The sequence below is a fragment of the Pseudomonas sp. DF5 genome (assembly GCF_058148225.1).
Window position 1 is genome coordinate 105,600 of the sequence record NZ_JBYVYM010000018.1, and the last position, 13,754, is coordinate 119,353.

Sequence of the window (13,754 nt, forward strand, 5' to 3'; positions counted from 1 at the left end):
ATTGGGCTTTTTGTGGCGAGGGAGCTTGCTCCCGCTCGGCTGCGAAGCAGTCGCAAACCTGTGAATGCGGTTTACCTGATACACCGGGCTGATTGATTCGGGACTGCTTCGCAGTCCAGCGGGAGCAAGCTCCCTCGCCACAGGTGATCGGTTGAACATTTTTGAGAAAACAATAAAAGGTGCAGCCATGCCCGCTATCCGAATTGGCATCAACCCGATCTCCTGGAGCAACGACGACCTGCCGTCCCTCGGTGGCGAGACGCCGTTGAGCACCGCCCTCAGCGAAGGCAAGGACATCGGCTACGAGGGCTTCGAACTCAACGGCAAGTTTCCCAAGGACGCCAAGGGCGTCGGCGATGTGCTGCGGCCTTACGACCTGGCGCTGGTGTCGGGCTGGTATTCCAGCCGTCTGGCCCGCCGTTCCGTGGCCGAGGAAATCGACGCCATCGGCAGCCATGTCGAGCTGCTGGCGAAGAACGGCGCCAAGGTGCTGGTCTATGGCGAAGTCGCCGACTCCATTCAAGGCCAGCGCATTCCACTGGTCGAGCGCCCGCGTTTCCACACCGAGCAGGCCTGGCAAGAATACGCCGACAAACTCACCGAACTGGCGCGTTTCACCCTGTCCCAGGGTGTGCGTCTGGCGTATCACCATCACATGGGTGCCTACGTCGAATCCCCGGCCGACATCGACAAACTGATGGCATTGACCGGCAGCGAAGTCGGCCTGTTGTTCGATTCGGGCCACTGCTACATGGGCGGCGGCGAGCCGTTGCAGGTATTGCGCAAACACATCGAACGGGTCTGCCACGTGCATTTCAAGGACGTGCGCAAACCGGTGGTGCAACTGGCGCGCAACAATCTTTGGAGCTTCCCGGACTGCATCATCAACGGCACCTTCACCGTGCCTGGTGATGGCGACATCGACTTCGGCGCCTTGCTCGACGTGCTACTGGGCGCCGATTACCACGGCTGGCTGGTGGTGGAAGCTGAGCAGGATCCGGCGGTGGCACCGAGTTACGTCTACGCCAAAAAAGGCTACGACACCCTGCGGACCTTGCTCGACGAGAGGACCGCGCAATGAGCCTGTTGGTCAAGAGCAATGCCCGCGGTCGGACCATGGTCGAGCTGGGTCAGGGTGCGTTGGAATACGTCGGTTTTGCCGCTTACCGCCTGAGTCTTGGCGAAACCCTTCCGGTCAGCGCGGGCGACAAGGAATTGTGCCTGGTGCTGCTCAGCGGTCGGGTCGGCATCAAGGGTGAAGCACCGGGGCAGGGCGCGTTCGACTGGGACAACATCGGCGATCGTCAGTCGGTGTTCGAAGACAAATCGCCGTTCGCCGTGTATTTGCCACCCGGCAGCCAGGCCCAAGTGGTGGCGTTGAGCGACGTGCAAATCGCTGTCTGCGCGGCGCCCGGTTCCACCGCCGAAAACCTCGGCCCAAGGCTGATCAAGCCCGACAGCATGAAACGCAGCGTGCGCGGCAAGGGTGCCAACACCCGTTATGTCTGCGACATTTTGCCGGACACCGAGCCCGCCCATTCGCTGCTGGTGGTGGAAGTGCGTACGCCGTCCGGTCACTCGTCGAGCTACCCGCCGCACAAGCACGACACCGACGATCTGCCGCACCAGAGCTTTCTCGAAGAAACCTATTACCACCAGATCAACCCGCCCCAGGGCTTCGTGTTCCAGCGGGTCTACACCGACGATCGCAGTATCGATCAGGCCATGGCGGTGGAAAACAGCGATCTGGTTGTGGTGCCCAAGGGTTATCACCCGGTCAGCGTGCCCTACGGCTATGAGTCGTATTACCTGAACGTGATGGCCGGCCCGAAACGCGTCTGGCAGTTCCATAACGATCCGCAGCACAGCTGGCTTCTGGATCTCTGAATTACAACGCCTGCATTCCAATATTCGAACGGAGAACAAGAACAATGAGCGACGCCCCGGTCATAGGCCATTACATCGACGGTCAGGTGCAGGACAGTGGTAGCGAGCGGTTCAGCAATGTCTTCAATCCGGCCACCGGCAGCGTTCAGGCGCGGGTCGGGCTGGCCAGCCAGAAGACCGTGGACGAGGCCGTCGCTTCGGCCATGAAGGCGTTCCCGGCCTGGGCCGAGCAATCGTCCCTGCGCCGTTCGCGGGTGATGTTCAAGTTCAAGGAATTGCTCGATCGTCATCACAACGAACTGGCCGAAATCATCAGCCGCGAACACGGCAAGGTGTTCTCCGACGCCAAGGGCGAAGTGACCCGTGGCATCGAAATCGTCGAATACGCCTGCGGTGCGCCGAACCTGCTGAAAACCGATTTCAGCGACAACATCGGCGGTGGCATCGACAACTGGAACCTGCGCCAGCCATTGGGCGTCTGCGCGGGCGTTACGCCGTTCAACTTCCCGGTGATGGTGCCGCTGTGGATGATCCCGTTGGCGCTGGTCACCGGCAACTGCTTCATCCTCAAACCGTCTGAGCGTGATCCATCCGCCAGTTTGTTGATGGCTCGTTTGCTCACCGAAGCCGGGTTGCCGGACGGTGTGTTCAACGTGGTCCAGGGCGACAAGGCGGCGGTCGATGCCTTGCTGCAACACCCGGACATCGAGGCGATTTCCTTTGTTGGCTCGACGCCGATTGCCGAGTACATCCACCAGCAAGCCACCTCGCGCGGCAAACGCGTACAGGCGCTGGGCGGGGCGAAGAACCACATGATCGTCATGCCCGATGCCGATCTGGATCAAGCGGCGGACGCGCTGATCGGCGCGGCGTACGGCTCGGCCGGTGAGCGTTGCATGGCGATTTCGATTGCCGTGGCCGTCGGTGATGTCGGTGACCAGTTGATTGCCAAACTGTTGCCGCGTATCGATCAATTGAAGGTCGGCAATGGCATGCAAGGCGACAGCGACATGGGGCCGCTGGTGACCGCCGAACACAAGGCCAAGGTCGAGGGCTTTATCGGCGAAGGCGTGGCCCAGGGCGCGCAGCTGATTGTCGATGGGCGCAACTTCAAGGTGCCGGGTGCCGAGAACGGCTTCTTCGTCGGCGCCACGTTGTTCGACAAGGTCACGACCGAGATGAGCATTTACCAGCAAGAGATCTTTGGACCGGTGCTGGGCATCGTGCGCGTACCGGATTTCGCCAGCGCCGTGGCGCTGATCAACGCCCATGAATTCGGCAACGGCGTGTCCTGTTTCACCAGCGACGGCGGCATTGCCCGCTCGTTTGCCCGCAGCATCAAGGTCGGCATGGTCGGCATCAACGTACCGATTCCGGTGCCCATGGCCTGGCACTCCTTCGGCGGCTGGAAGCGCTCGCTGTTCGGTGACCACCACGCGTATGGCGAAGAAGGCATTCGCTTCTACAGCCGCTACAAAAGCGTGATGCAGCGCTGGCCCGACAGCATCGCCAAGGGCCCTGAATTCAGCATGCCGACAGCCAAATAATTCACGTGTGCGGAGAACAACAAAAAATGAGCAAACCCCTGCGTTTCGCCTTGAACCGTATGGTCGCCCCACGTTTGTCCCTGCCGGCGTTCATCGAGTTGGCGGTGACCCTCAAGGCCGAGGCTATCGAGATCCGCAATGACCTAAAAGGCATCGAGATTGAGGATGGCACCGCACCCGAGCACGTCCGTGAATTGTGTGCCGCCAAAGGCATCACTGTGCTGTCGATCAACGCGCTGTATCCGTTCGATGTCTGGAATGACGAGCGCCGCGCACACGCCCTGAAACTTGCCGCTTATGCCCGTGATTGTGGCGCACGGGGCTTGGTGATGTGCCCGTTGAACGACCGCGCCGATCCACGAACCGAAGCGCAGCGCGCGTCCGGCCTGCGCACGGCGTTGAGTGAACTGGCGCCGATCCTGCGCGATCACGGCATTCTCGGCTTCATCGAACCGCTGGGTTTCGAAGAGTGCTCGCTGCGGCGCAAACGCACGGCAGTCGATGCGATCAAGGCCATCGGTGGGCTGGATGTGTTCCGTCTGGTGCATGACACCTTCCACCATCACCTGGCCAGCGAGCATGAATTCTTCCCTGAGCTGACCGGGCTGGTGCACATCTCCGGCGTCGAAGATGCCGAGGCGCCACTGGCGACCATTCGTGATGGGCATCGGGTGCTGGTGGGCGAGGGCGACATCCTCGGCAACGCGGCGCAGATCGACACCTTGCTCAGTAGCGGCTATAGCGGCTACCTGTCGTTCGAACCGTTTGCCGACAGCGTCCATGGCCTGGCGGATATCCAGACAGCGATCGGCGCGAGTATGGATCACCTGCAGAAATCCCTGGGTTAATGGAGAACCCTGTGGGAGCGGGCTTGCCCGCGATGGCGGCAGCATATTCAACATTGATGTGTCAGGTAGATCGCTATCGCGGGCAAGTCGGATCGCCGCACCGCTGCTCCCACAGTGGATTGCATTCCACAGCACACACCGGATTTAGCTTCAAAGGAAGGTGCAAGCATGACCACAACAAGACTGACCATGGCCCAGGCTCTGGTGAAATTCCTCGATAACCAGTACATCGAGGTCGATGGGGTTCAGAGCAAATTCGTCGCCGGGATCTTTACCATTTTTGGCCACGGCAATGTGCTGGGTCTGGGGCAAGCCCTGGAACAGGACAGCGGCGACCTGATCGTCCATCAGGGTCGCAACGAACAAGGCATGGCCCACGCGGCGATCGGTTTTGCCAAGCAACACCTGCGGCGCAAGATCTACGCCTGTTCTTCATCGGTGGGCCCGGGCGCGGCGAACATGCTGACTGCTGCCGCGACGGCCACCGCCAACCGTATTCCCTTGCTGCTGTTGCCCGGCGACGTTTACGCCTGCCGCCAACCGGACCCGGTGTTGCAACAGATCGAGCAGTTCCACGACCTGAGCATCAGCACCAACGATGCGTTCAAGGCCGTGAGCAAATACTGGGACCGCATCAACCGTCCCGAGCAACTGATGACCGCGGCGATCCACGCCATGCGCGTGCTCACCGACCCCGCCGAAACCGGCGCCGTCACCCTGGCCCTGCCGCAAGACGTGCAGGCCGAGGCGTACGACTACCCTGATTACTTCCTGCAAAAACGCGTGCACCGCATCGAGCGCCGTCCGGCCACCGAAGCGATGCTCGGCGATGCCGTGGCGTTGTTCAAAGGCAAGCGCAAACCGCTGATCATCTGCGGCGGCGGGGTCAAGTATTCCGGTGCCAATGCAGCGTTGCAGGCCTTTGCCGAGCGCTTCGATATTCCTTTCGCCGAAACCCAGGCCGGCAAGAGCGCGGTGGTGTCCAGCCATCCGCTGAACGTCGGCGGGATCGGCGAAACCGGTTGTCTGGCGGCGAACCTGTTGGCCAGGGACGCTGATTTGATCATCGGCGTCGGCACCCGATACAGCGATTTCACCACCGCGTCGAAATCCTTGTTCAAACACCCGGATGTGCAATTCCTCAATCTCAACATCAGCCCCTGCGACGCCCTGAAACTCGATGGCGTGCAACTGCTGGCGGATGCCAAGACCGGTTTGCAAGCGTTGGCCGCTGTGTTGGGCGACTACCGCTCCAGCTGGGGCGATCAACCCCGACAGGCCCGGGCGCAGCTGGACGAGGAAGTCAACCGCATCTATCAGGTCGAATACCAGACTCAAGACTTCGTCCCGGAAATCAACGACCACCTGGACCCGGCGGTGCTGCGCGAATTCATCGAGCTGACCGGTTCCTGCCTGACCCAGAGCCGGGTGCTCGGTGTGCTCAATGAAACCCTGGCCGATGATGCGGTGATCGTCGCCGCCGCCGGCAGCCTGCCCGGCGACTTGCAGCGCAGCTGGCGCAGCAAGGGTGTGAACACCTACCACGTCGAGTACGGTTATTCGTGCATGGGTTATGAGGTGAACGCCGCACTGGGGGTGAAGCTCGCCGAGCCTGAGCGCGAGGTCTATGCGCTGGTGGGCGACGGCTCCTACATGATGCTGCACTCGGAGTTGGCGACCTCGATCCAGGAGCGACGCAAGATCAACGTGGTGCTGCTGGACAACATGACCTTCGGCTGCATCAACAACCTGCAAATGGAACACGGCATGGACAGCTTCGGCACCGAGTTCCGGTTCCGCAATCCTGAAACCAGCAAGCTCGATGGCGGTTTCGTGCCGGTGGATTTCGCCATGAGCGCGGCGGCTTACGGCTGCAAGACCTACAAGGTCAACACCGTCGAGGAGCTGCAAGCCGCGTTGGCCGATGCACGCTTGCAGACGGTGTCGACGCTGATCGACATCAAGGTCCTGCCCAAAACCATGATTCACAAATACCTGTCGTGGTGGCGGGTCGGCGTGGCGCAAGTCTCCACCAGCGCACGCACTGACGCAGTGGCCAAGACCCTCAACGAACGATTGGCCAAGGCCCGTCAATACTGATTGCCCTGAAACGAACAACAGGAGTGTTTATATGTCTTCGCTTTCCAATTCGTTGCGTATCGGCGTCATCGGCACCGGGGCCATCGGCCAGGACCATATCCGTCGTTGCAGCCAGACCTTGCTCAACAGTCAGGTTGTCGCGGTCACCGACATCAATTTGCAGCAAGCGGCCAAGGTCGTCTCCGACCTGAAACTGACCGCCGAGGTCTATCCCGACGGCCACGCGCTGATCAAGGCGCCGGACGTCGACGCAATCCTCGTCACCTCCTGGGGCCCGAGCCACGAAGAGTTCGTGCTGGCGGCCATTGCGGCGGGCAAACCGGTGTTCTGCGAGAAACCGCTGGCGGTCACCGCCGAAGGCTGCCGCAAGATCGTCGAGGCCGAAGTGGCCCACGGCAAGCGACTGGTGCAGGTTGGTTTCATGCGCCCGTACGATGAAGGTTATCGGGCATTGAAATCGGTGATTGACAGTGGCCAGATCGGCGAACCGCTGATGCTGCACTGCGCCCACCGTAACCCGACCGTAGGTGAAAACTACAAGACCGACATGGCGATCACCGACACGCTGATCCATGAGCTGGACGTATTGCGCTGGTTGCTCGACGACGACTATGTGTCGGTGCAAGTGGTGTTCCCGCGCAAGACCAGCAAGGCCCACGCCCATTTGAAAGACCCGCAGATCGTGTTGCTGGAAACCGCCAAGGGCACGCGCATCGACGTGGAAGTGTTCGTCAACTGCCAGTACGGCTACGACATCCAGTGCGAAGTGGTAGGGGAGACGGGCATCGCCAAACTGCCGGAGCCGTCGCAGGTTCAGCTGCGCAGCGGAGCGAAACTGTCCAATGCGATTCTGATGGACTGGAAGGATCGGTTCATCGCGGCGTACGACGTCGAGTTGCAGGCGTTCATCGATGGCGTGCGGGCCGGGCAGGTCGGCGGGCCATCGGCATGGGACGGTTTCGCCGCCGCCGTCGCTGCGGATGCCTGCATCGAGGCGCAGAACAGCGGCCAGATCGTCAAAGTCGGCCTACCGGATCGCCCACGCTTCTACGGCTAAAACCAACCCCGGCCCCGCTGACACTCACCCTGAAATCGGTGTCAGCTCCTACAGGGGACGGCGTCGACTCTGGTTAAGGAGAAAAAATGCGCATCGCACTAGACCCCTACATGTACCGCAACCTGTCCCTGGGCAAGATGGTCGACAAGGTCACCGAGCTCGGTTACGAACATATCGAGCTGTCGCCCCGGGAAGATTTTCTGCCGTTCTACAAAGCCCCGCGGGTCGACAAGGCGCGGATCAAGGAATTTCGCAAAGCCCTGAGCGACACCGGGGTCAAACTCTCTTCTTTATTACCGATGTACCACTGGGCCGCCGCCGATGAAGGTTTGCGCGTGGCCGCCGTGCGCAACTGGAAGCGGGCGATCCAGATTGCCGTGGAGATGGACTGCGAGCTGGTCAACACCGAGTTCACCGGCCAGTCGGACAACCCATTGGTCTGCGAGAACCAGTTCATGCGTTCCATGGACGAACTGATCCCCGAGTTCGAACGCGAAGGCATCAAGCTCGATATCCAGGCCCATCCTTATGATTTCTGCGAGCGCAACAACGAATCGGTGGACATCATTCGCGGTCTGGACCGCGACTGGATCAACTACCTCTACGCCGCGCCGCACACGTTTTTCTATGACGATGGCGTGGGTGATATCGCCTCGATGCTCAAGTACGCCGGCTCGAAACTGAGTCACTTGATCATCGCCGACACCTACAACCACAAGGCTTCCTCAGGCTTGCGCTACATCGTCAACCCGCCGGGCGTCACCGCCACCGTGCACCAGCATCTGGACATCGGCCAGGGCGAGGTGGACTGGGAAGCGTTTTTCGGCACCTTGCGCGAGATCAAGTTCGATGGCATCGCCACCGTCTCGGTATTCGCCTGGGAAGACCGGCCGGACGAGTCCAACCGAATGATGCTCGAACGCGTGACCCGCGAACTCTGCGGCTAACCGGCATACACAAAAAACCTGTGGGAGCGGGCTTGCCCGCGATGACGGCAGAACATTCGACATCTATGTGATTGACAGACCGCTATCGCGGGCAAGCCCGCTCCCACAGGGTTCGTGTTCTATAAGGAGAATACTTTCATGCGTATCGGACTTGTCGGTTACGGCCATGGCGGCCGGTTTTTCCATGCTCCGCTGATCAGCAGTTTGCCGGCGGCGACGTTTGTGGGCGTGGTCACCCGTTCCGCCGAGCGCCGACAACTGCTGGCCACGGAGCATCCCGGTGTGCCGGCCTTCGACAGCATTGGCCAACTGGTCGAAGCCGGGGTTGATGTGCTGGTGGTGTCCACGCCGCTCAAAGGTCGTCCGGCGTTGGTGCTCGACGCCATCGAGCACGGGGTGGCGGTGGTCAGCGACAAGCCGTTCGCCGCCGATACGCAACAGGCGCAAACCCTGATTACCATGGCCGAGCGTCAGGGCGTGCATTTGAGCGTCTATCAGAACCGACGCTGGGATTCGGATTTCCTCACCGTACGCAAACTCATCGAGTCCGGTGCCCTGGGCCAGGTCACACGTTTCGAGTCGCGGATCGAACGCTACTCGCCACAGTCGGTGAACAACGGCAGCGGCGGTGGTTTCCTGCGTGATCTGGGCAGCCATCTGGTGGATCAGGCGTTGCTGTTGTTCGGCCCCGTCACCCGGGTTTACGCCGAACTGGATTACCTCGAAAAAGGCCAGGTCTTCGACAACGGCTTCTTCATGTCCCTGACCCATGCCAGCGGTGTGATCTCGCACCTGAGTGGCAGTTGCCTGCAAAACACCCCCGGCCCGCGTTTTCGCGTAACCGGCACCCAGGGTTGCTACAGCGTCGAAGGTCTGGACGGGCAAGAGGCATCGACCCTGGCCGGTCTCACGCCCAAATCCGAGGGTGAGCGCTGGGGCGTCGAAGAGCATCGTCGCTGGGGCTGGTTCGAGCAAGGCGAGGTGCGTGAGCGGGTGCCGTCCGAGCGAGGCTGCTGGAACCAGTTCTATTTGCAGCTACAAACCGCGTTACAGAGCGGTGGCCCACTGCCGGTCGAGGCCCGTGATGCACTGGCGACCACCCGCGTGCTAGACGCTGCGCGGCTCAGTTTCGAGCGCCATCAAGTGGTGGCGTTGAGCGCATTTGAAAGCCATGGAACAAAATCAGAATAAAATTCTAAAATGAGTTGATATAGAAATTATTTTCCAATAAAGTCGTTTCCAGGTTGCCGACTATCAACGTCCGATCACGCTCAAGCAGGCCTTGAACGAGAGAAGGACGCACCAAAAACAAGAAGCAAAGCCAGGTACCGTCGATGAAAACCTTCAACTCTGCTCTGCATGCTTTACGTTCCGCGCTGTCCCTCTCTCGCGACCTGCCTCGCGTCTCGTTTCATTCCGTCTCTCGCTTGCTTTGCGTCGAACGCAAGGGCGCCCTGGTCTGCTGCATTCCGGGAGCGCCGATAGTCCGCTTGCCCGCTTACTGAAATCGTCACGCCTTATCCATAAAACCAACAAGAATGTGGAGAAAGACCGTTCATGAAGACCAAGATCCGTTTCGCCTCGCTCGCCTTGTCCCTGATGCTCGCCAGCGGTGCCGCACTCGCGGACATGAAAATCGGCGTCAGCATGGCGCAGTTCGATGACACCTGGCTGACCTACCTGCGCGAATCCATGGACACGAAAGCCAAGTCCTATCCCGATGGCGTCAAGCTGCAGTTCGAAGATGCGCGCAGCGACGTGGTCAGGCAGTTGAGCCAGGTAGAAAGCTTCATCAGCCAGAAAGTCGATGCCATTGTGGTCAATCCGGTGGATACCGCCGCCACCAAGAAAATTACCGAAGCGGCGGTCAAGGCCGGCATTCCGCTGGTGTACGTCAATCGCCGCCCCGATGACTTGAACCTGCCCAAAGGCGTGGTCACTGTCGCCTCCAACGATCTGGAGGCCGGTCAGATGCAGATGCAGTACCTGGCGGAAAAAATGGGCGGCAAGGGCGACATCGTGATTCTGCTCGGTGATTTGGCCAACAACTCCACCACTAACCGCACCAAGGGCGTAAAAGAGGTGCTGGCCAAGTACCCGAACATCAAGATCGAGCAAGAGCAGAGCGGCATCTGGTCGCGGGACAAGGGCATGACCCTGGTCAACGACTGGCTGACCCAGGGGCGCAAGTTCGACGCGGTCGTCTCCAACAACGACGAGATGGCGATTGGCGCGGCCATGGCCCTGCAACAGGCGGGTGTCGCCAAAGGCAGCGTGCTGATCGCCGGTGTCGACGGTACGCCAGACGGTTTGAACGCGGTGAAGAAGGGCTCTCTGCTGGTTTCGGTGTTCCAGGACGCCAAGGGTCAGGCAGACGGTTCGGTCGACACGGCGGTGAAAATGGCCAAGAACGAGCCGGTTGAGCAGGCCGTGTGGGTGCCGTATCGCTTGATCACGTTGCAAAACGTTGACCAGTTCAAATAGTCCGTCCGTTCGATAACAACAATAAGCACGCAAGGTTGCGACGCGACCTTGCTGATGGAGTACCTGATCATGTTCGCTTCAGCGACTGCTTCGAGCACCCCGTTGGTGGGTATCCAGCCAACCGCAACACCTGTCGATGAGCCGTACCTGCTGGAGATCATCAACGTCAGCAAGGGTTTTCCCGGTGTGGTGGCCTTGTCCGACGTACAGCTGCGGGTGCGTCCCGGTTCCGTGCTGGCGCTGATGGGCGAAAACGGCGCCGGAAAATCCACCCTGATGAAAATCATTGCCGGCATCTACCAGCCGGATGCCGGCGAGTTGCGCCTGCGGGGCAAGCCGGTGGTCTTCGAAACGCCACTGGCCGCGCTCCAGGCCGGGATCGCGATGATCCACCAGGAACTCAACCTGATGCCGCACATGAGCATCGCCGAGAACATCTGGATCGGTCGCGAGCAGCTCAACGGCCTTCACATGATCGATCACCGCGAAATGCACCGCTGCACCGCCAAGCTGCTGGAGCGTCTGCGGATCAATCTCGACCCTGAAGAGCAGGTGGGCAACCTGAGCATCGCCGAACGGCAGATGGTCGAGATCGCCAAGGCGGTGTCCTACGACTCCGACATCCTGATCATGGACGAACCGACTTCGGCCATCACCGATAAGGAAGTCGCCCACCTGTTCTCGATCATTGCCGACCTCAAGAGCCAGGGCAAAGGCATCATCTACATCACTCATAAAATGAACGAAGTGTTCAGCATCGCCGATGAAGTGGCGGTATTCCGCGACGGCGCCTACATCGGCCTGCAGCGGGCCGACAGCATGGACGGCGACAGCCTGATTTCGATGATGGTCGGCCGCGAACTGAGCCAGTTGTTCCCGGTGCGCGAGAAGCCGATCGGCGATCTGTTGCTGTCGGTACGCGACCTCAAGCTGGACGGCATCTTCAAGGATGTCTCCTTCGACCTGCATGCCGGGGAGATCCTGGGCATTGCCGGGTTGATGGGCTCGGGGCGGACCAATGTCGCCGAGGCGATTTTCGGCATCACTCCGAGTGACGGTGGCGAGATCCGGCTCGACGGCGAGGTGGTGCGCATTACCGATCCGCACATGGCCATCGAGAAGGGCTTCGCGCTGTTGACCGAAGACCGCAAGCTCAGCGGCCTGTTCCCGTGCCTGTCGGTGCTGGAAAACATGGAAATGGCGGTATTGCCCCATTACGTCGGCAACGGCTTCATCCAGCAGAAAGCCCTGCGCGCGTTGTGTGAAGACATGTGCAAGAAGCTGCGGGTGAAAACGCCGTCGCTGGAGCAGTGCATCGATACCTTGTCCGGCGGTAATCAGCAGAAGGCGTTGCTGGCGCGCTGGCTGATGACCAACCCGCGAATCCTGATTCTCGACGAGCCGACCCGGGGCATCGATGTCGGCGCCAAGGCCGAGATCTACCGGCTGATCTCGTACCTGGCCAGCGAAGGCATGGCGGTGATCATGATCTCCTCGGAACTGCCGGAAGTGCTGGGCATGAGCGACCGGGTCATGGTCATGCACGAGGGCGACCTGATGGGCACCCTCGACCGCAGCGAAGCGACCCAGGAACGAGTGATGCAACTGGCCTCGGGCATGTCCGCGGTTCACTAATGGATGCCGGCGGTGGCCATGGCTGCCGCCGATGACGCAATAGAAGGGTGAGTGGTTATGAACGCGATACTGGAAAACAAGCCTGCAATGGCACCGGTCAAGAGTCGCCGGCGCTTTCCGACCGAGTTGAGTATCTTCCTGGTGCTGATCGGCATTGGCCTGGTCTTCGAGCTGTTCGGCTGGATCGTGCGGGACCAGAGCTTCCTGATGAACTCTCAGCGTCTGGTGCTGATGATCCTGCAAGTGTCGATCATCGGCCTGCTGGCAATCGGGGTGACCCAGGTCATCATCACCACCGGTATCGACCTGTCCTCCGGTTCGGTGCTGGCGCTGTCGGCAATGATTGCCGCCAGCCTGGCCCAGACCTCGGACTTTGCCCGGGCGGTGTTTCCGTCCCTGACGGACTTGCCGGTGTGGATTCCAGTGATCACCGGGTTGGGGGTGGGATTGCTGGCGGGGGCGATCAACGGCAGCATCATTGCGATCACCGGGATTCCACCCTTTATTGCCACCCTCGGCATGATGGTCTCGGCGCGCGGTCTGGCGCGCTACTACACCGAAGGTCAGCCGGTGAGCATGCTCTCGGATTCCTACACGGCCATTGGACATGGCGCGATGCCGGTGATCATCTTTCTGGTGGTGGCAGTGATCTTTCACATTGCCCTGCGCTACACCAAGTACGGCAAATACACCTACGCCATCGGCGGCAACATGCAGGCGGCGCGCACCTCCGGGATCAACGTCAAGCGGCATCTGGTGATCGTTTATAGCATCGCCGGGCTGCTTGCAGGCCTGGCCGGGGTGGTGGCGTCGGCACGGGCCGCGACCGGACAGGCCGGGATGGGCATGTCTTATGAACTGGATGCGATTGCCGCGGCGGTCATCGGCGGCACCAGCCTGGCCGGTGGTGTAGGGCGCATCACCGGCACCGTGATCGGCGCGTTGATTCTCGGGGTGATGGCCAGCGGCTTTACCTTTGTCGGTGTTGATGCTTATATTCAAGACATTATCAAGGGGCTGATTATTGTGGTGGCGGTGGTCATCGACCAGTACCGCAACAAGCGCAAACTCAAGCGCTGAGCCACGCGAAACATGAAATTGCGCCACGCCTGACCCGCGTGGCGCAGCCGTTTGTCTTCTATATACAGCCGCTGGACTGAATTTCTTGCTATAAACGCACTCCGATAAGCGCCTCAAAGCTCGCTATAGAGCACTTTCAGGGCTTTGTCGGACAGATTTGCAGTCTTTT

General features: G+C 60.4%; 11 protein-coding genes. All 11 read left to right on the forward strand.

Going from position 1 to position 13,754, the window contains the following annotated elements; translation table 11 throughout:
* Positions 1-187 precede the first annotated feature (187 nt).
* Positions 188-1,081 carry a myo-inosose-2 dehydratase gene (iolE, locus tag AC30D7_RS17865; RefSeq protein WP_490134936.1) on the forward strand — a complete coding sequence of 298 codons (894 nt, stop codon included), beginning with the start codon at positions 188-190 and terminating at the stop codon, positions 1,079-1,081.
* Positions 1,078-1,887 (forward strand): 5-deoxy-glucuronate isomerase, encoded by an 810-nt coding sequence (iolB, locus tag AC30D7_RS17870; RefSeq protein ID WP_490134937.1) that lies wholly within the window; start codon positions 1,078-1,080, stop codon positions 1,885-1,887. Before iolE ends, iolB begins: the two co-directional genes overlap by 4 nt.
* 44 nt (positions 1,888-1,931) lie before the next feature.
* Complete coding sequence (locus AC30D7_RS17875; protein ID WP_086945491.1) at positions 1,932-3,434, forward strand: CoA-acylating methylmalonate-semialdehyde dehydrogenase; 1,503 nt, start codon at positions 1,932-1,934, stop codon at positions 3,432-3,434.
* A 26-nt stretch (positions 3,435-3,460) separates the two neighbouring features.
* The gene (locus AC30D7_RS17880; RefSeq protein ID WP_490134938.1) at positions 3,461-4,282 is read left to right on the forward strand and encodes a TIM barrel protein; all 822 of its coding nucleotides are present in this window, start codon (positions 3,461-3,463) and stop codon (positions 4,280-4,282) included.
* A gap of 168 nt (positions 4,283-4,450) precedes the next feature.
* On the forward strand, positions 4,451-6,382 hold the full coding sequence (gene iolD / locus AC30D7_RS17885) for a 3D-(3,5/4)-trihydroxycyclohexane-1,2-dione acylhydrolase (decyclizing) (RefSeq protein WP_490134939.1): 1,932 nt from the start codon (positions 4,451-4,453) through the stop codon (positions 6,380-6,382).
* 31 nt (positions 6,383-6,413) lie between these two features.
* Complete coding sequence (gene iolG, locus AC30D7_RS17890; RefSeq protein WP_064617029.1) at positions 6,414-7,439, forward strand: bifunctional inositol 2-dehydrogenase/D-chiro-inositol 1-dehydrogenase; 1,026 nt, start codon at positions 6,414-6,416, stop codon at positions 7,437-7,439.
* Positions 7,440-7,525: 86 nt separating this feature from the next.
* Positions 7,526-8,386 (forward strand): sugar phosphate isomerase/epimerase family protein, encoded by an 861-nt coding sequence (locus AC30D7_RS17895; RefSeq protein ID WP_490134940.1) that lies wholly within the window; start codon positions 7,526-7,528, stop codon positions 8,384-8,386.
* Between the two features lie 138 nt (positions 8,387-8,524).
* Positions 8,525-9,577, forward strand: a complete 1,053-nt coding sequence (locus AC30D7_RS17900) for a Gfo/Idh/MocA family protein (RefSeq protein ID WP_490134941.1) — start codon at positions 8,525-8,527, stop codon at positions 9,575-9,577.
* A 366-nt stretch (positions 9,578-9,943) separates the two neighbouring features.
* The gene (locus tag AC30D7_RS17905) at positions 9,944-10,870 is read left to right on the forward strand and encodes a sugar ABC transporter substrate-binding protein (protein ID WP_490134942.1); all 927 of its coding nucleotides are present in this window, start codon (positions 9,944-9,946) and stop codon (positions 10,868-10,870) included.
* 69 nt (positions 10,871-10,939) lie between these two features.
* Complete coding sequence (locus tag AC30D7_RS17910) at positions 10,940-12,505, forward strand: sugar ABC transporter ATP-binding protein (RefSeq protein WP_018928025.1); 1,566 nt, start codon at positions 10,940-10,942, stop codon at positions 12,503-12,505.
* 57 nt (positions 12,506-12,562) lie between these two features.
* The gene (locus AC30D7_RS17915; protein ID WP_018928024.1) at positions 12,563-13,585 is read left to right on the forward strand and encodes an ABC transporter permease; all 1,023 of its coding nucleotides are present in this window, start codon (positions 12,563-12,565) and stop codon (positions 13,583-13,585) included.
* The last annotated feature ends 169 nt before the right edge of the window (positions 13,586-13,754 follow it).